Below are 16064 nucleotides of genomic sequence, written 5' to 3' on the forward strand. Positions count from 1 at the left end.
GATGAGGGCGATGGGATCGATTCCGCTCTTCTTCCGGCTGGTGGGCGCTTCCCTCGGCGGCCAGGCGCGCTACCCCGCCTCGGCGCTGATGCTGACCGTCGGCCAGTTCCTCGGCACTGGTATCGAGGTGATCGCCGTGTGGGCGCTGTTCCACCGCTTTGGCGACGTGCAGGGCTGGCGCATCGGCGAGGTGGCCCTGTTCTACGGCCTGGTGAACTGCATGTTCGCGCTGGCCGATGCGCTGGGCCGCGGCTTCGACGTGCTCGGCACCGAGTTTTTGCGCACCGGCGCCTTCGACCGCCTGCTGCTGCGCCCGCGTCCGCTTGCGCTGCAGCTGATGGGCAACGACTTCCGCATCAGCCGACTGGGCCGGCTGCTGCAGGGGCTGGCGATGGTGGCTTTCGCGACGCAGCAGACGGGCATCGCGTGGACGCCGGGCGCCATCGCCATCGCGCTGCTCGCCATCGCGGGCGGCGTGGCGCTGTTCCTCGGCATCCTGGTGCTGCAGGGCACCCTGGCCTTCTGGACCGTCGAGAGCCTCGAGATCGCGAACGTGCTGACCTACGGGGGCGTGCAGGCCGCGCAGTACCCGCTGGCGCTCTATGCGCGCTGGTTCCGGCGCGTGCTGACCTTCATCGTGCCGCTGGCCTGCGTGGCGTACTACCCCGTGCTGGCGATCCTGGGGAAGACCGATCCGCTGGGGGCGCCGGCGTGGGTGGGGCTGGTGTCGCCGCTCGCGGGGTTCGTGTTCCTGGCGGCGGCGTTCGGGGTGTGGCGCTTCGGGTTGCGCCGCTATGCGTCGACGGGGAGCTGAGGAGCTTCAGCCGATCAGGAAGCGCACGCGGTAGCGCAGGGTGCGGGTCCGCATTGCTCCGGCCAGTTCCTCGAAGTCGCTTTCTGGGCTGCCGGAAGCCGATGCCGCGGCGCCTCCGGCGTACGCCCAGGTGTGGTCGCCATAGGCACCCGAGTTGTCCGCCTGCGAACCGAGTTCTTCCACCTGTGCGATTGCACCCAGCGTGACGCCCGCTTCCTTCGCAAGGATCAGCGCCTTGCCGCGCGCATGCCGGATGGCGGCCATCCGTGCCTCGGCTTCCGCGCCTTCCTGTGCTTCGAAGCGGGGCTGCTGCATGTCGACGCCCATGGTGTAGCGGGAGTTCGTGAACAGCGGTTCGAGCGCGTCGAGTGCCTGATAGAGCCGACGCGTCTCCTTGCAGGCGATCAGCACGCGGTGCGCCACTTCCTGGCCCACGCTGCGCTTGAGATACCAAGGCTGCCAGGCGTCGCGCCCGCCTTCCGTGATCTCGTCGGACGTGAGGCCCGCCTCTTTCAGCGTCCGGATCGTGTCATTGCGAAGGCTCGTCGCTTCGGTCAACGCCACCTCGGTCTTCGAGGCCTTGACTGTGATCGTCAATGTGGCTCGCTGCTCGGTGACCCGTTCGATCAAATCACCGAGCCCTGCGACCTGGATAAAGGTTTCCATGACGGCTCTCTAGCCCGCGCTCTGCAGCGCCAGCCCCGCATGCTCGCGCAGCGGATGGAAGTGGATCTTCGGAAACCGCTCCTGCGCCAGCCGCACGTCGTAGGGCGACGTGCACAGGAAGGCCAGCGTGTCCGCCGCATCCTTCGCCATGCGCTGCGGGTAGGCGTTCACGAATTCACGCAGCTCGGCCGGCGTGTCGGCCGTGATCCAGCGCGCGCCGGTGTACTGGCAGCCTTCTAGGCGCACGTCGGCGTCGTACTCGGCCTTCAGGCGGTGCTGCACCACTTCGAACTGCAGCTGGCCGACCGCGCCCAGCAGCATCGGGCCGCCGATCTCGGGGCGGAACACCTGGATCGCGCCTTCCTCGCCGAGCTGGGCCAGGCCCTGCTGCAGCTGCTTGGTGCGCAGCGGGTTCTTCAGGATCACGGTCATGAAGAGCTCGGGCGCGAAGAAGGGCAAGCCGGTGAACTGCAGGCTGGCGCCGTCGGTGATGGTGTCGCCCAGCTGCACGCCGCCGTGGGTGGTGAAGCCCACGATGTCACCCGCGTAGGCCTCTTCCACCGCCTCGCGGCGCTGGCTCATGAAGGTCACGACACTGGTGGGGCGCAGTTCCTTGGCGGTGCGCTGCACCTTCAGCTTCATGCCCGGCGTGTACTTGCCCGAGGCCATGCGCACGAAGGCGATGCGGTCGCGGTGGTTGGCGTCCATGTTGGCCTGCACCTTGAAGACCACGCCCGCGAAGTCCTTGTCCTCGGGCTGGATCTCCTTGGTCACCGGCTGGCGGTTGACCAGCGTGGTGCTGATGCGCGAGCGCGGCGAGGGCGCCAGGTCGACCAGCGCGTCGAGCACCTCCATCACGCCGAAGTTGTTCACGCCGGAGCCGAAGAACACGGGGGTCTGCTTGCCGGCCAGGAAGGCCTCGCGGTCCCAGGCGGGCGATGCGCCGGTGGCGAGCTCCATGCTCTCCATGGCGGTCTCGAAGTCGGCGCCGAAGCGCTTGACCAGCGTGTCGCGCTCGGCAAGCGGGATGGTCTCGAAGTCCTGCGGCAGGCGCTCGCTGCCCGACTCGAACACCGTCATCGCCTGCGTACGCAGGTTCATGATCCCGCGGAAGCTCTTGCCCTGGCCCACGGGCCAGGTCATGGGCACGCACGGCATGCCCAGCTCGCGCTCCACCTCGTCGAGGATGTCCAGCGGCTCGCGCACTTCGCGGTCCATCTTGTTGACGAAGGTGATGATGGGCGTGTCGCGCTGGCGGCAGACCTCGATCAGCCGCCGCGTCTGTGCTTCCACGCCGTTGGCCGCGTCGATCACCATCAGCGCCGAGTCGACGGCGGTGAGCACGCGGTAGGTGTCTTCCGAGAAGTCCTTGTGGCCGGGCGTGTCGAGCAGGTTGATGACGTGGTCGCGGTAGACCATCTGCATCACCGACGAGGCCACGGAAATGCCGCGCTGCTTCTCGATTTCCATCCAGTCGGAGGTGGCATGGCGCGAGGCCTTGCGCGCCTTCACCGAGCCGGCGATCTGGATCGCGCCGGAGAAAAGCAGCAGCTTTTCGGTCAGCGTGGTCTTGCCGGCGTCAGGGTGGGAAATGATCGCGAAGGTGCGGCGGCGGCGGGTTTCGGCTACGAAAGACAAGGTGGGCAATCTGCGGGGGGAATCCGCGATTTTAAAAGGCTTACGGCCCCTCCGCCCCCGTGCCAGGGGCGCTTCAGCTCCCCAGCGCCTCGCCCATCCCATAGGCCCGCATCTGTGCCTCGAACCGCGCCACGTCCTGGCTCAGCACCACCAGGTCGTGCGTCAGCCCCTGGCGGTCCTTCACGTGCCTGCCCAGCAGCGCCTCGGGCTTGAAGCCCAGGGCCTGGAAGACGGCGATGGCACCGCGCTGGTCGACGGTCATGCGGGCGACGAGCTTTTCGGCCCCGCGCTCGATGGCCAGCGCGCAGGCTTCGCGCGCGAGCTTGTGGCCCAGGCCGCTGCCGCGCAGCTCGGGTGCGGCGAGCACGCGCAGCTCGGCGACGTGGCTTGACCAGGAGTGCGGATCGCGGATCACCGCCGCGCAGCCGAGCACGGCCTTCTCGCGTACCGCGAGCACGCTGTCGATGTCGCCGCGCTCGATGGCGCGCACCCAGGCGTTCATCACCTTGGGCTGGGTGATGTCGCGCGGCAGAAAGAGCAGGTCGTGCGCCGGCAACGCCTGTGCGAAGGCGAGCACGGCATCGGCGTCTTCGGCGGCCATCAGGCGCAGGACGATGCTGCCCTCGCTGCTGGTCACGGTGCGCGGGTAGGTCCGCGAGAAGGAGTCGGTCACGGTGGTGATGCTCATGTCGATCGCACTCCAAGCCATTCGTCGAGTCTGGGCCACAGCCGGCGCACCGCGTTGGGCCCGGCGGCGAGGCTGACGTGGCCGCCCTTGAGCACCACTTCCTCCTTGTCGGTGGAGCCGATGCCGGCCACCAGCGGCTGCCCGGCCTCGTACGGAACGATGTGGTCGTGCTGCGCGAGCGCGTGCAGCACCGGCACCCGGATGTTCTTCAGCCGCACCTTCTGTCCGCCGATCACCAGCTCGCCCTTGTGCAGCTTGTTGCCCCACATGAGTTCCTTGACGGTCTGGCGGAAGTACTCGCCGGCCAGCGGCAGCATCTCGTTGCCCCAGCGGTCGAACATGCGGTACGACTTGACGAATTCGTCGTTGTCCATGTTGTCCCACAGCTGCACCATGCCCGCGCTTCGGCCGGCGGGGCGCAGCATGTCGAAGGAGGTGAAGAGCATCTCGGGCGGCACGTTGCCCACGGTGTCGACGAGGCGGTCGACGTCGAAGTAGCGGCGGTCCGACCACGCATGGAACAGCTTCATGCGGCTGAAGTCGACGGGCGTGGTGAAGAGCGCGAGGTTCTTCATCGGCCCGCCGGGGTGCAGCGCGGCATAGAGCGTGGAGAGCACGCCGCCCATGCAGTAGCCCACGAGCGTGACGTCTGCCTCGCCCGAGCGCCCCTGCACGCGGCGGATCGAGTCGGGGATGAAGTCGAGCACGTAGTCCTCGATGCGCAGGTACTTCTCCTGCGGGCGCGGCGCGTTCCAGTCCATCATGTAGACGTCGTAGCCGCGCAGGAGCAGGTGCTCGACCATGCTCTGGCCCGGCGCGAGGTCGAGGATGTAGCCGCGGTTGGTGGTCGCCATCACGATCAGCAGCGGCACGCGGTAGATTTCGTCGGCCATCGGCCGGTAGTGGTACAGGCTCAGCGTGCCGCGACGGTGGATGTCGTCCTTGGGCGTCTGCCCCACGGCGGGCGCGGCGGTGGTGAGGAAATCCAGGCCCTTGATGTTGCGCTGGATCGTGCGCTCGATCTCGGCGGCCATGTCGACCGCGATGTCGGGCAGGGCGAAGGTGTTGTCTGCCCCGGCGGTCATGGCGAGCGCTTTCCTGCGGGCTTGCGTGTGCGGGCCGGCGCCTTCGGCACTGGAGGCGATGTCGGGGTCATGGAGGCCGCAGGCGGCTGCCGGGTACGGCGCGGTCCCGGCGCCGCCTTGGCGGATGCAGCGGCCGCAAAGGGGCCGGCTTCCACCGCACGGGCGATGCGCGCCAGGTGGTCGTCGATGCGCTGCAGCTGCTCGCCCAGCACCTGCAGGTCGGCGCGCGTGGGCAGGTTCAGCATCGCGAGGTAGCGCGCCATCAGGTCGCCCAGTGCCTTCTGCGCGGTGAGCGAGGCGTTCATGCCGCCGTGCATGCCCTGTCGGAACGGGTCCGAGGCCATGGTCTCGTTGGCGAACTCGTTGGTGCTCTTCTCCCACTGGGCGGTGAGCTCGCGCCACATGGCCATCGGGTCGAGGGGGGAGAACTTGTTCGTCATGGCGGATGCTCCCTTCTTGTCTGTCGCCTCGTCGCTCGTGTCCCAGCCGTTTCAGGTGCCGGCGTGTCTCGCCGTGTGCGCCGCGATGGCGTCGATGATCCGCGGCCACATCGGGATCGGCAGGGCGTGCCCCATGCCCGGAATGCGCAGCAGCTGCGCGCCTGCGATCGCATCGGCCACGTCGATGCCGCAGGCCACCGGAACCAGCGGGTCGTCGTCGCCGTGGACCACCAGCGTGGGCACGCGCACCTTGCGCAGCGCGGGCTTGCGGTTGCCGGAGGCGAGGATGGCCGCGAGCTGCCGCGCCACGCCGGCCGGGTTGAGCCCGCGCAGGAAGACGAGCTGCGCCTTCTCGGCGTCGCGCGCTTCGTCGAGCGGGAAGCTCCCGGGCCCGCGCAGCACGCGCCACACCTTCGCGTAGTGCGCCTGGTAGGCGGCGAAAGTGGTCGGCGCGGGCGAGAACAGCACCGCCATCGCCTCGGGCGTGGGCGGCGGCAGGCCCGGCGCGCCGGTGCTCGACATGATGCTGGTGAACGACAGCATCCGCTGCGGATGGTGGATGCACAGTTCCTGCCCGATGGCACCGCCCATCGAGGCGCCCACGACGTGGGCCCGCTCTATGCCCAGCGCATCGAGCAGCCCGACGCAGTCGGCCGCCATGTCGCGCAGGTCGTAAGGCGTCCGCAGCGGAAGCCCGGCCACCGCTTGCGCCATCAGCGCCTGGATGTCGGGCACGCCCAGCAGCGTGAGGTGCGTCGAATGGCCGATGTCGCGGTTGTCGAAGCGGATCACGCGGTGCCTGCCGGCCTCGGCGAGCCGGGCGCAGAAGGCGTCGTCCCAGGCCACCATCTGCGCGCCGAGGCCCATCACCAGCAGCAGCGGCTCGGCGGCTGGGTCGCCGAAGCTGTCCCAGGCCAGCTCGATGCCGTTGGCGCGCGTGCGGTGCTCGATGCGCGGTGGAATTGCAGTCATGGCTGCGCGCGGAGGCCGTCCGTCGGAGCTGTCTCTTGCCGGCTCACTTGCGTTGCAGCATCTTCGTCACTTCGTCGACGTTCGCCTGGATGCGCTGGCGCACCACGTCGAAGGCATCGGCCTGCGACTTGGCCGCCAGGTTGGCCAGCTCCTTGATGTCGTCGATGGCGCGCTGGAATGACTGGCGGCCCAGTTCGTCGAGCTTGGCGAGGTTCTCCTTCGGGTCCTTGCCCGGCATCTCCTTGGCGGCGGCCTGCCACTCGGAGATGGCGCTCTTGATCATCTCGGTCTGGCGCTGCACGACGGTCTGCAGGCCCTGGTAGGACTTCTCGTTGGCCTCCATCAGCGCCGCAAGGTCCTTGCGTCCCGCTTCCAGCAGCTTGCCGGCGCCGCCGGTCAGGTTCAGGCCCTGCAGCCGGTCGGCCATGCCCTTCAGCGGATTGAGCATGTCCGCGACGTCGGGCGCCGCCTTCTTCGCGCTGGCGGTGCTGCTGCTGGCAGTGGTCTTCTTGGCGGCGGCTTTCTTGGCAGTGGCCATGGTGCGGAATCTCCTGTGACGGTGGACGTTGGTAGGGAGGGACCGGCCCGGCGGCCGGAAACCCTCGCCACGATACGCCGCGCCGGCGCGCCGGAGCTCACCGCAGCCGCAAAAATGCCTGCGGGATTTCCCTTGGGTGCGTGCCGCCTTCGCTGCCCGCCTTCACTCCTACATCGGCGGCGCGAAGCCGTTGCGCCCGGCCGTCACGCGCAGCGCGGTGGGCGTGCCGTTCTTCTCCTGCGCATTCACCAGCACCCGTGCGCCCGGCACCAGCAGTGCGTCGGTACCGGGCCGGAAGGTAACCACCGGAACGTCGGGCGGCACCACGACGGTCTTCTCGCCGCCCTTGTAGGTCAGGTGCAGCTGCTGGCCGCCGCGCACCGACTTCGGCGCCGCGGCCAGGTCTGCGACCGTGGCGTTGGTCATGGTGCTTTCGGGCAGCAGGTCCCAGGGACGATGGCCCTCGCCCGTGCCGCGCGCGGCCTCGGGGAACACGACGACTTCGAGCGCCTTCTGCGTGCCGTCGGGCTGCGGCATGGCGGCGGTGCCGATGAAGCTGCCGCGCTTGATGTCCGAGAGCTTGATCGGGTAGACCTCCGACACGGGCAGGCCGGCGGGCCGGGCGAGCGAGACGACCTCGCCGCTGCGGTCCTGCACGACCAGGGTGTTCGCATCGACGCGCACGAGGGTGCCGCGGATGCGGACGGTGTCGGCGTTCTGGGCGGACGCGCCCGCCGGAAGCAGGGCGGCGGCCAGGCCGACGGCGGCAGCAAGGGCTGCGAGCAAGGTCCTGGGCGTGCTGGAGGAGTGGATCTGCATGTTGGCTTTCAGGGGCTGTGGGCCGGCCAATGTACGTCGCGCCGGCGAAACGTGCAGGCGGCCGTCTTAGGCCTGAATGAGCAACGAAAAAAGGCCGCATGCCACGCGATGCGGCATGCGGCCTTCCTGGCTTTCAGGGCGAAGCGCCCGCGGCGTCAGTCGATCAGGCCGATCTCCATCGCGCCGGCCGTGGCCGGGTTGCGCGAGCCGACCATCGCGAAGAGCTTGCTGCTCTGGCTCGCGAAGTGGTAATTCGGGCCGATGAAGGTCGCCGCGCGCATGTTGAGCGGGCCGTTCGTGCCCATCGGAGCCAGCGACGCGTTGAGCGTGGCGCTGGTGCCGTCGGGCAGCGTCTGGGTGCGCGTGTAGTAAGACGCGTCGATGCCGGTGCTGCCCCAGCCGCCGCTGGTGGCGCCGCCGCGCGCGATGACGGTGGGCCATGTGGCGCGTTCGGGCAGGCCGATGCGGAACACCGACCTCGGGGGCGTGGACGCCACGTTGCCGGCCGAGAGGTAGATGTTCTCGCCTCCGACGCGCGCGACCGCGAAGGTGCCGTTGTCCGACGGATTGGCCACGTTCACGATGCGCCAGGTGTCCACGGTGGTGCCAGCCGACACGGTGTACGTCAGCACGGATGCGGAAGGACAGTTGTCGATCCGGTAGATCACGTTGTCGTTGCACAGGTAGAGCACGGTGCCGCCGTTGGCGATCTGGATCTGGGTGATCGACGAATCGCCGCCGGTGGCCGTCATGTTGATGCCCAGCCGGTTGTAGGTGCCGTCGAGCGCAGCCTGCGTCTTCACCAGCGCGCGCGATGCCACGAAGGGCCGCACGGCGTAGCTCTCGGGCGTGACCTGCGCGACCGCGAACGGGAACGCGCCGACCACCGTATCCGTCGTGAAGCGGAAGCGCGCCGTGTTGGCGGCGCTCGTGATGCGGCTGCTCGCGAAGATGAAGCTGCCCGGCTCGGCCGTGTCCTCGGCGAAGCTGCCCGAGGCGACGGTGCCGGCGGCATCGGTCATCTCGTAGCGCTTGCTGTCGACGTTCAGCGCCAGCGTCTGCCGCGAGCCGTTGGTGGCGTAGACCTTGTAGCGCCCGTTGCGTGCGTCGGGCGTGGCGCCGTTGTCGATCAGGTTGAGCTGGATGTAGCCCTGCGTGGCGGTGTTGCTGCGCGCGCCCACCAGCACCGAAAGCTCGCCGGCCTGCATCGCGAAGTACTTGTTCGCCCCGGTGAAGTTGACGCCGCGGATGCCCAGGGGCTGGTTCGCGTAGGCGGTGCTGTCCACCGGCATCGTCAGGGTGCCGTAGGTATCGTCGGTGCCGGTGGAGGTGCGCACCGTGCTGGTTGTGCTGATCAGGTTCGTGCCCCAGCTGCTCGTGGTCGACGAGCCGATGCCGCGCGTGGTGGGCCAGCTCGACGACTCGGGCAGGGCGATGCGCAAGAACTGCTGGGCCGGCGAGACGCTGACGCCTGCGCCGAGGTACACGTTCTGGCCGCCGATGCGCGCCACGCGGAAGTTGGCGACGTCGCTGCTGTTGGCCACGTTGGTCGCGACCCAGGCGTCGTCGACCCCCGGCGTGACCGCGTAGGTGCGCTTCGAGGCGGCGGGGCAGAGGTCGATCCTGTAGATGATGGCGTCGTTGCAGAACTCCAGCACCGTGCCGCTGCCCGACAGGCGCATCGACAGGATCGTCGAGTCCTGCGCGCCGCCGGGGCTGCGCGTGACGCTGAAGCGGTTGTAGGTGCCGTCGATCAGCGCCGCGGTGGTGACGAAGTCGCGCGCCGCCACGAAGGGCTGCGCGGCGTAGGCAGCGGGGCTCGAGTACGCGGTCTGGAACGGGAACGCGCCCACGATGGTGTCGCTCGTCACGCGGAAGCGCGAGGTGTTGGCCGCGGTGGTGATGCGGCTGCTCGCGAACACGTAGGTGCCCGGCTCGGTGAAGTCCTCGGCGAAGGTGCCGGATTCGGCCACGCCGAGGTTGTCCGTCATGGTGTAGCTGCCGGCGTCGAAGTCGACCGAGAGCTGCTGCTGCGTGCCGTTGGCCGCGTAGACGCGGTAGCTGCCGCTGCGCGCATCGGCCGTGGTCTTGGCTGCCGCCGCGGGCGTTTCCGGCTTCGTGTTGCCGCCGGTTCCCAGCGAAAGCCCGCCGCCGGAGCCTCCGCCGCCCCCTCCGCAAGCTGTCAGCAGGGCGACGAGGCCCAGGCTTGCGAGATGTCTTTTTTCCATCCTCATGTGACGCTTCCCTCTCTTTTTGAATGGGCCCGGCAGGGCGCCGGCCGGCTCCTGGACCGAGCCCGGGAGAATCGTAACCAAAGGTCAACACGGGGCCGGGGACGCCGGATGTCAGCCCCCCGGCAGCTGCGGCGCGGCCAAATCCCGCGGCATTGGCGCGCCCGGTCGCCCCGTCTACAATCCGCCCCTCCGAGGAGCGTTGCAGCGCCGTCAGGCGTGAGGCTCGGACCACATATCGCAACGACGCTCACCCGCTGTTCTTGCGGTGAGCCCATTTCCCGTATCCGGCGGCATCTTTCAAACCAGTTTTGTTGGAGTTCCCATGAGCGCTGTTCTCAAGCCCACCCCCGTTTCGACCGCCGACCAGGCGATCGCCGACCTGTCCCTGGCCGCCTGGGGCCGCAAGGAAATCCGCATCGCGGAAACCGAGATGCCCGGCCTGATGGCCATCCGCGAGGAGTTCGCGAAGTCGCAGCCGCTGAAGGGCGCGCGCATCACCGGCTCGCTGCACATGACGATCCAGACGGCCGTGCTGATCGAGACGCTGCAGGCGCTCGGCGCACAGGTGCGCTGGGCCTCGTGCAACATCTTCTCGACGCAGGACCACGCCGCCGCCGCCATCGCCGAGAAGGGCACGCCGGTGTTCGCGATCAAGGGCGAGTCGCTGAAGGACTACTGGGACTACACCCACGCCATCTTCGACTTCGGCCCCAAGGGCTCGAAGGGCGAAGGCCCGAACATGATCCTGGACGACGGCGGCGACGCCACGCTGCTGATGCACCTGGGCCAGCGCGCCGAGAAGGACCAGAGCGTGCTCGCCAACCCGACCAGCGAGGAAGAGCGCATCCTCTACGCCGCCATCAAGGCCAAGCTGGCCGTCGACGGCACCTGGTACACCCGCAAGTCGGCCGAGATCATCGGCGTGACGGAAGAAACCACCACCGGCGTGCACCGCCTGAACGAGATGTCCGCCAAGGGCACGCTGCTGTTCCGCGCGATCAACGTGAACGACTCCGTCACCAAGAGCAAGTTCGACAACCTGTACGGCTGCCGCGAGTCGCTGGTGGACGGCATCAAGCGCGCCACCGACGTGATGATCGCCGGCAAGGTCGCCTGCGTGGCCGGCTACGGCGACGTGGGCAAGGGCTCGGCCCAGGCCCTGCGCGCGCTGTCGGCGCAGGTGTGGGTGACCGAGATCGACCCGATCAACGCCCTGCAGGCCGCCATGGAAGGCTACAAGGTCGTGACGATGGAATACGCCGCCGACAAGGCCGACATCTTCGTGACCACCACCGGCAACCGCGACGTGATCCGCCACGAGCACATGGCCGCCATGAAGGACCAGGCCATCGTCTGCAACATCGGCCACTTCGACAACGAGATCGACGTCGCTTCGATCGAGAAGTACGAGTGGGAAGAGATCAAGCCGCAGGTCGACCACATCAAGTTCCCCGACGGCAAGAAGATCATCCTGCTGGCCAAGGGCCGTCTCGTGAACCTGGGCTGCGGCACGGGCCACCCGAGCTTCGTGATGTCGTCGTCGTTCGCGAACCAGACCATCGCGCAGATCGAGCTGTTCACCAAGCCCGACGCCTACCAGGCCGGCAAGGTCTACGTGCTGCCGAAGCACCTCGACGAGAAGGTCGCGCGCCTGCACCTGAAGAAGGTCGGTGCCATGCTGACCGAGCTGACCGACGTGCAGGCCGCCTACATCGGCGTCGACAAGAACGGCCCCTACAAGCCGGACACCTACCGCTACTGAGCGGGGGTGGCAGCGACAGCCGCAGCAGCGCATGCGCGCCGATCAGTTGCTGGTGGAGCGCGGCCTGGCCGCGTCGCGTTCGCAGGCCGTGCGGCTCATCGCCGGCGGCTTGCGCTGGCGTGACGCGGGCTCGGGCGACGCCTGGCGCAATGTCGTCAAGAACAAGGACGACGTGCCGGAGTCCGCCGAGCTCGAACTGGTCGATGCGGCGGAAGCGCGCTATGTTTCGCGCGGCGGGCTCAAGCTCGAGGGCGCGCTGGCGGCGAGCGGCATCGACCCGGCCGGCTGGCTGTGCCTCGACGTGGGCCAGTCGACCGGCGGCTTCACCGACTGCCTGCTGCAGCGCGGCGCCGCCCGGGTGGTGGGCGTCGACGTCGGCCACGGACAGCTGCATGCGCGGCTGCGCGAGGACGAGCGCGTGGTGGCCATCGAGGGCGTCAATGCGCGTGCGCTGTCGGCCGACGATCTCGGCGAAGAAGCCGATGAAGGTGGGCCACGCTTCGACCTGATCGTGGGCGACCTGTCGTTCATCTCGCTCACGCTGGTGCTGCCGGCGGTCGTCGGATTCATGGCCGATGAAGGGCGCCTGCTGATGCTGGTCAAGCCCCAGTTCGAGCTGCAGCCGGGCCAGATCGGCAAGGGCGGCATCGTGCGCGACGACGCGCTTTACGCGGTGGTCGAGAAGCGCCTGCGCGACGCCTGCGAGGCGCTCGGCCTGCGGGTGCTGCAGTGGTTCGACAGCCCGATCGCCGGGGGCGACGGCAACCGCGAGTTTTTCATTCACGCCGTTCGCGCTGTTCAGGCGAACGGTTCCTAAGGAGACGCAGGTGCGCCTTCCGTTGAGTTTCGAATTCTTCCCGACCAAGACGCCCGAAGGCGCGGTCAAGCTGCGCGCGGTGCGCCAGCAGCTGTATGCGCGCAAGCCGCAGTTCTGCTCGGTCACCTACGGCGCGGGCGGTTCCACGCACCAGGGCACCTTCGGTGCGGTGCAGGAGATCCTGTCCGAAGGCGTGGACGCCGCGAGCCACTTCTCGTGCATCGGCGCCACGCGCGCCACCGTGCGCGAGCAGCTCGCCGAGTTGAAGGCCATGGGCGTCAAGCGCCTTGTGGCGCTGCGCGGCGACCTGCCCAGCGGCTACGGCATCGGCGGCGAGTTCCAGTATGCGAGCGACCTCGTGGGCTTCATCCGCGAGGAGACCGGCCGCGACTTCCACATCGAGGTGGCCTGCTACCCCGAGATCCACCCGCAGGCCCGCTCGCCCGAGGCCGATCTGCAGGCCTTCGCCGCCAAGGTGAAGGCGGGCGCCGACTCGGCGATCACGCAGTACTTCTTCAGCCCCGAGGCGTATTTCCGCTTCGTCGACGACGTGCGCAAGCTGGGGCTCGACACGCCGATCGTGCCGGGCATCATGCCGATCACGAGCTCGACGCAGCTCATGCGCTTCTCGGACGCCTGCGGCGCAGAGATCCCGCGCTGGATCCGCCTGCGGCTGCAGAGCTTCGGCGACGACACGGCGTCGATCAAGGCCTTCGGCCTCGATGTGGTCACCGACCTGTGCGCGCGCCTGCAGGAAGGCGGCGCGCCGGCGCTGCACTTCTACACGATGAACCAGTCGGCGGCCACGCTGGCGGTGCTGGAGCGCCTCGATTGAGAGGGCGCGCGGGGTTCCGGGCGGCACTTGTCGCGGCGACCTGCGTTCTTGCGGGATGCGCCATGCCGCCTGCCACCGACGCCGAAGGCGGCGGTGACGGGACGAAGCTGCTGCCCCTGCCCCGCGCCATCGCGGTACCTCCGGGCGCGGCCGCGCGCTCCAGCGTACCCGCGGTGCGCTATGACCTCGCCGTCTCAGGCATGGGCGAGCAGGCCCCGGACGACGGTATTCCCGACGACGGGCCGCGCGAAATTTTCGAGCGCGGCGGCGCCTCGTGGTACGGCATCCAGTTCCACCAGCGCAAGACCGCCAGCGGTGAACGCTTCGACATGAGCGCCATGACGGCGGCCCACAAGACGCTTCCATTCAACACGCGCGTGTGCGTGCGCAGCCTCGTCAACGGCAGCGAGGTGCTGGTGCGCATCAACGACCGCGGCCCCTATTCGGCGGGACGCGTCATCGACCTGAGCCGCGCGGCGGCCGACCGGATCGGCCTGACGGGGCTGGGCATCAAGCAGGTGGCGCTGACGGTGATCGACCGCGACGGCATGCGCTGCGGCGGCCTGCCGGTCGAGGCCGGCGATGCGGCGGCGCCCGTCGCTTCGAGCGAACCGCAGCAGCGGGCGCGCGCGCAGGCTCCGGCGCGGCGCAAGGCCGTGGTGCCGCCCCGCCGCCGCAAGTAGGCCGGCAGATGCGACAAGGGCGGCTTGCTCAGCCGTCCGAATCGAGCGAGAAGGCGGCGTTGCGGTCCTGGCCCAGGCGCTGCACCAGCTGCGGCAGCGCGGCCGCCAGCAGCGGCTTCAGCGTGTAGGGCGGGTTGATCAGGAACATGCCGCTGGCCGGCAGGCCCGGCCGGTGCGTCGCGCCCGATGCAGCGTCTTTCGTGATCTTGCTGGACTTGACCGTCAGCGTGGCGTGGAGCCACGACTTGCCGGCCTTGGTCGCCATCGTCTTGAGCCGGCGCGGCAGGTCGTGCGCCTCGGGCCGCGGAATGATCGGATACCAGACCGCGTAGGTGCCCGTGGCGAATCGCTTGAGCGCCTCGGCCATGAAGTCGAGCACGCGGCCGTAGTCGGTCTTCATCTCATAGCTGGGGTCCATGAGCACCAGCGCGCGGCGCGACGGCGGCGGCAGGAACTTGGTGGCACTGCCGAAACCGTCCTCGCGCAGCACGGCGATCTGGCGGCCGGCCTCGAGCTGGGCGATGTTGGCGTCAAGCGTGCGCGCGTCGGTGGGGTGCAGCTCGAAGAGCTTGAGCTTGTCGTGGTCGCGCAGCAGGTGCTGCACGATGAAGGGCGAGCCGGGGTAGACGCGCGCGCCGCCCTTGGGGTTGAAGTCGCCGATCACGCCCAGGTAGCGGGCGATGGCGTCAGCCAAGGGGGCATCGGCCTCGGTTGCTGCTTTTTTGATAGCAGGCTTCGCCGGGGTGGCGGGGCTGTCGGACGTTTTGCTGTCGGAAAGGAGGCGCAGCACGCCGTCGGCAGCCTCACCGCTAGTGCCGGCGTAGTCGCCGTCCAAACGGTAGAGGCCGGCGCCGGCATGGGTGTCGACGACCGTCAGAGCTGCCTCTTTTTCGAGCAGGTGGTCGAGCGTGGCAATCAGCACCGTGTGCTTGAGCACGTCGGCGTGGTTGCCGGCATGGAAGGCGTGGCGGTAGCTGAACATAGGGGGAGGATGGTAACGGTGTTGGGGCCGCCAAGGCATGAATTTGCCTGCGCGGGGCCATTCTTCGTATAATCGTGGGCTTCGCAGCGTTTTTGTGGCCCCGCGGCGAAGACTTCGAAACCCACCTAAGAGATTCCCGTCAGAGGAACGCCGACCGTGGAAAAGGGCCCGCCAAACCTTCTTGCAAGAGAAAACTCATGACCAAAACGTTCAGCGCCAAGCCCGCTGACGTGACGCACGAGTGGTTTGTGATTGACGCGACCGACAAGGTCCTCGGACGAGTAGCCAGCGAAGTTGCTCTCCGTCTGCGCGGCAAACACAAGGCCATTTATACGCCTCACGTCGACACCGGTGACTTCATCGTCATCATCAACGCATCGCAACTGCGCGTCACCGGCGCCAAGTCGATCGACAAGGTGTACTACCGTCACTCGGGCTACCCGGGCGGTATCACGGCGACCAACTTCCGCGACATGCAATCCAAGCATCCGGGCCGCGCCCTGGAAAAGGCCGTCAAGGGCATGCTGCCCAAGGGTCCGCTCGGTTACGCGATGATCAAGAAACTCAAGGTGTACGGTGGTGCTGAGCACCCGCACGCCGCCCAGCAGCCCAAGACGCTGGAAATCTAAGGAGCCTTGAGAATGATTGGTGAATGGAACAACGGCACCGGCCGTCGCAAATCGAGCGTCGCCCGCGTGTTTCTGAAAAAGGGCTCGGGCAAGATCACGGTCAACGGCAAGGACATCCAGGATTTCTTCGGCCGTGAAACCTCGATCATGATCGCGAAGCAACCCCTCGCGCTGACCAACAACCTCGAAACCTTCGACGTGATGGTCAACGTGCACGGCGGCGGCGAATCCGGCCAGGCCGGCGCGACCCGCCACGGCATCACCCGCGCGCTGATCGACTACGACGCAGGTCTGAAGTCGGTGCTGAGCCAGGCTGGCTACGTGACCCGCGACGCTCGTGAAGTCGAGCGTAAGAAGGTCGGTCTGCACTCCGCCCGTCGCCGCAAGCAGTTCAGCAAGCGCTGATCCGCTTCCTGCAAGCGAACAAGAAGCCGCCTTCGGGCGGCTTTTTCATTGGAGGCC

At 68.3% G+C, this 16064-nt stretch carries 17 protein-coding genes and 1 riboswitch; of the genes, 7 read left to right on the forward strand and 10 right to left on the reverse strand.

Features of this window, described 5'->3' with window-relative positions:
• Positions 1–10: 10 nt before the first annotated feature.
• Positions 11–814 (forward strand): ABC transporter permease, encoded by an 804-nt coding sequence (locus FHY06_RS27630; RefSeq protein ID WP_126184787.1) that lies wholly within the window; start codon positions 11–13, stop codon positions 812–814.
• A 6-nt stretch (positions 815–820) separates the two neighbouring features.
• Here FHY06_RS27630 and FHY06_RS27635 read toward each other — a convergent pair whose 3' ends face one another.
• From FHY06_RS27635 to FHY06_RS27675, 9 genes are all read right to left on the reverse strand, one after another.
• Positions 821–1480 (reverse strand): SIMPL domain-containing protein, encoded by a 660-nt coding sequence (locus FHY06_RS27635; protein WP_184606999.1) that lies wholly within the window; start codon positions 1478–1480, stop codon positions 821–823.
• A 9-nt stretch (positions 1481–1489) separates the two neighbouring features.
• The gene (locus tag FHY06_RS27640) at positions 1490–3118 is read right to left on the reverse strand and encodes a peptide chain release factor 3 (protein ID WP_019656373.1); all 1629 of its coding nucleotides are present in this window, start codon (positions 3116–3118) and stop codon (positions 1490–1492) included.
• Positions 3119–3191: 73 nt separating this feature from the next.
• Positions 3192–3806, reverse strand: coding sequence for a GNAT family N-acetyltransferase (locus tag FHY06_RS27645; protein WP_184607000.1), 615 nt, complete (start codon positions 3804–3806; stop codon positions 3192–3194).
• Positions 3803–4891, reverse strand: a complete 1089-nt coding sequence (locus FHY06_RS27650; protein WP_184607001.1) for an alpha/beta fold hydrolase — start codon at positions 4889–4891, stop codon at positions 3803–3805. Before FHY06_RS27650 ends, FHY06_RS27645 begins: the two co-directional genes overlap by 4 nt.
• Positions 4888–5331: a hypothetical protein gene (locus FHY06_RS27655; RefSeq protein WP_184607002.1), complete on the reverse strand. Its 444-nt coding sequence runs from the start codon at positions 5329–5331 to the stop codon at positions 4888–4890. The genes FHY06_RS27650 and FHY06_RS27655 overlap by 4 nt, the downstream gene beginning before the upstream one ends.
• Positions 5332–5382: 51 nt before the next feature.
• The gene (locus FHY06_RS27660; RefSeq protein WP_184607003.1) at positions 5383–6303 is read right to left on the reverse strand and encodes an alpha/beta fold hydrolase; all 921 of its coding nucleotides are present in this window, start codon (positions 6301–6303) and stop codon (positions 5383–5385) included.
• A gap of 43 nt (positions 6304–6346) precedes the next feature.
• Positions 6347–6841: a TIGR01841 family phasin gene (phaP, locus tag FHY06_RS27665; protein ID WP_019656368.1), complete on the reverse strand. Its 495-nt coding sequence runs from the start codon at positions 6839–6841 to the stop codon at positions 6347–6349.
• Between the two features lie 168 nt (positions 6842–7009).
• Positions 7010–7660: a single stranded DNA-binding domain-containing protein gene (locus FHY06_RS27670; RefSeq protein WP_019656367.1), complete on the reverse strand. Its 651-nt coding sequence runs from the start codon at positions 7658–7660 to the stop codon at positions 7010–7012.
• Between the two features lie 155 nt (positions 7661–7815).
• On the reverse strand, positions 7816–9894 hold the full coding sequence (locus tag FHY06_RS27675) for a hypothetical protein (protein ID WP_184607004.1): 2079 nt from the start codon (positions 9892–9894) through the stop codon (positions 7816–7818).
• A 187-nt stretch (positions 9895–10081) separates the two neighbouring features.
• Positions 10082–10150: riboswitch (S-adenosyl-L-homocysteine riboswitch) on the forward strand.
• 66 nt (positions 10151–10216) lie between these two features.
• On the opposite strand from FHY06_RS27675, the gene ahcY reads away from it, so the two are divergent.
• The 4 genes from ahcY to FHY06_RS27695 all read left to right on the forward strand — a co-directional run bounded on the left by ahcY (position 10217) and on the right by FHY06_RS27695 (position 13991).
• On the forward strand, positions 10217–11656 hold the full coding sequence (ahcY, locus tag FHY06_RS27680) for an adenosylhomocysteinase (RefSeq protein ID WP_019656365.1): 1440 nt from the start codon (positions 10217–10219) through the stop codon (positions 11654–11656).
• A 31-nt stretch (positions 11657–11687) separates the two neighbouring features.
• The gene (locus tag FHY06_RS27685) at positions 11688–12473 is read left to right on the forward strand and encodes a TlyA family RNA methyltransferase (RefSeq protein ID WP_019656364.1); all 786 of its coding nucleotides are present in this window, start codon (positions 11688–11690) and stop codon (positions 12471–12473) included.
• Positions 12474–12483: 10 nt separating this feature from the next.
• Complete coding sequence (gene metF, locus FHY06_RS27690; protein WP_019656363.1) at positions 12484–13308, forward strand: methylenetetrahydrofolate reductase [NAD(P)H]; 825 nt, start codon at positions 12484–12486, stop codon at positions 13306–13308.
• A gap of 62 nt (positions 13309–13370) precedes the next feature.
• Complete coding sequence (locus FHY06_RS27695; RefSeq protein ID WP_184607005.1) at positions 13371–13991, forward strand: septal ring lytic transglycosylase RlpA family protein; 621 nt, start codon at positions 13371–13373, stop codon at positions 13989–13991.
• Between the two features lie 28 nt (positions 13992–14019).
• Here FHY06_RS27695 and FHY06_RS27700 read toward each other — a convergent pair whose 3' ends face one another.
• The gene (locus FHY06_RS27700; RefSeq protein ID WP_019656361.1) at positions 14020–14973 is read right to left on the reverse strand and encodes a 23S rRNA (adenine(2030)-N(6))-methyltransferase RlmJ; all 954 of its coding nucleotides are present in this window, start codon (positions 14971–14973) and stop codon (positions 14020–14022) included.
• A 197-nt stretch (positions 14974–15170) separates the two neighbouring features.
• On the opposite strand from FHY06_RS27700, the gene rplM reads away from it, so the two are divergent.
• On the forward strand, positions 15171–15602 hold the full coding sequence (gene rplM, locus FHY06_RS27705) for a 50S ribosomal protein L13 (protein WP_019656360.1): 432 nt from the start codon (positions 15171–15173) through the stop codon (positions 15600–15602).
• Between the two features lie 12 nt (positions 15603–15614).
• Positions 15615–16007 carry a 30S ribosomal protein S9 gene (rpsI, locus tag FHY06_RS27710; RefSeq protein ID WP_019656359.1) on the forward strand — a complete coding sequence of 131 codons (393 nt, stop codon included), beginning with the start codon at positions 15615–15617 and terminating at the stop codon, positions 16005–16007.
• Positions 16008–16064: the final 57 nt, after the last annotated feature.

The organism is Variovorax atrisoli, from assembly GCF_014195185.1.
GTDB lineage: Bacteria > Pseudomonadota > Gammaproteobacteria > Burkholderiales > Burkholderiaceae_C > Variovorax > Variovorax atrisoli.

Excerpts from the sequence above, each read along its gene's own strand:
- FHY06_RS27630 (WP_126184787.1), top strand. The coding sequence starts at position 11 with ATGGGATCGATTCCGCTCTTCTTCCGGCTGGTGGGCGCTTCCCTCGGC.
- FHY06_RS27635 (WP_184606999.1), bottom strand. The coding sequence starts at position 1,480 with ATGGAAACCTTTATCCAGGTCGCAGGGCTCGGTGATTTGATCGAACGG.
- FHY06_RS27645 (WP_184607000.1), bottom strand. The coding sequence starts at position 3,806 with ATGAGCATCACCACCGTGACCGACTCCTTCTCGCGGACCTACCCGCGC.
- FHY06_RS27650 (WP_184607001.1), bottom strand. The coding sequence starts at position 4,891 with ATGACCGCCGGGGCAGACAACACCTTCGCCCTGCCCGACATCGCGGTC.
- FHY06_RS27655 (WP_184607002.1), bottom strand. The coding sequence starts at position 5,331 with ATGACGAACAAGTTCTCCCCCCTCGACCCGATGGCCATGTGGCGCGAG.
- FHY06_RS27660 (WP_184607003.1), bottom strand. The coding sequence starts at position 6,303 with ATGACTGCAATTCCACCGCGCATCGAGCACCGCACGCGCGCCAACGGC.
- phaP (WP_019656368.1), bottom strand. The coding sequence starts at position 6,841 with ATGGCCACTGCCAAGAAAGCCGCCGCCAAGAAGACCACTGCCAGCAGC.
- FHY06_RS27670 (WP_019656367.1), bottom strand. The coding sequence starts at position 7,660 with ATGCAGATCCACTCCTCCAGCACGCCCAGGACCTTGCTCGCAGCCCTT.
- FHY06_RS27675 (WP_184607004.1), bottom strand. The coding sequence starts at position 9,894 with ATGAGGATGGAAAAAAGACATCTCGCAAGCCTGGGCCTCGTCGCCCTG.
- ahcY (WP_019656365.1), top strand. The coding sequence starts at position 10,217 with ATGAGCGCTGTTCTCAAGCCCACCCCCGTTTCGACCGCCGACCAGGCG.
- FHY06_RS27685 (WP_019656364.1), top strand. The coding sequence starts at position 11,688 with ATGCGCGCCGATCAGTTGCTGGTGGAGCGCGGCCTGGCCGCGTCGCGT.
- FHY06_RS27695 (WP_184607005.1), top strand. The coding sequence starts at position 13,371 with ATGCCGCCTGCCACCGACGCCGAAGGCGGCGGTGACGGGACGAAGCTG.
- FHY06_RS27700 (WP_019656361.1), bottom strand. The coding sequence starts at position 14,973 with ATGTTCAGCTACCGCCACGCCTTCCATGCCGGCAACCACGCCGACGTG.
- rplM (WP_019656360.1), top strand. The coding sequence starts at position 15,171 with ATGACCAAAACGTTCAGCGCCAAGCCCGCTGACGTGACGCACGAGTGG.
- rpsI (WP_019656359.1), top strand. The coding sequence starts at position 15,615 with ATGATTGGTGAATGGAACAACGGCACCGGCCGTCGCAAATCGAGCGTC.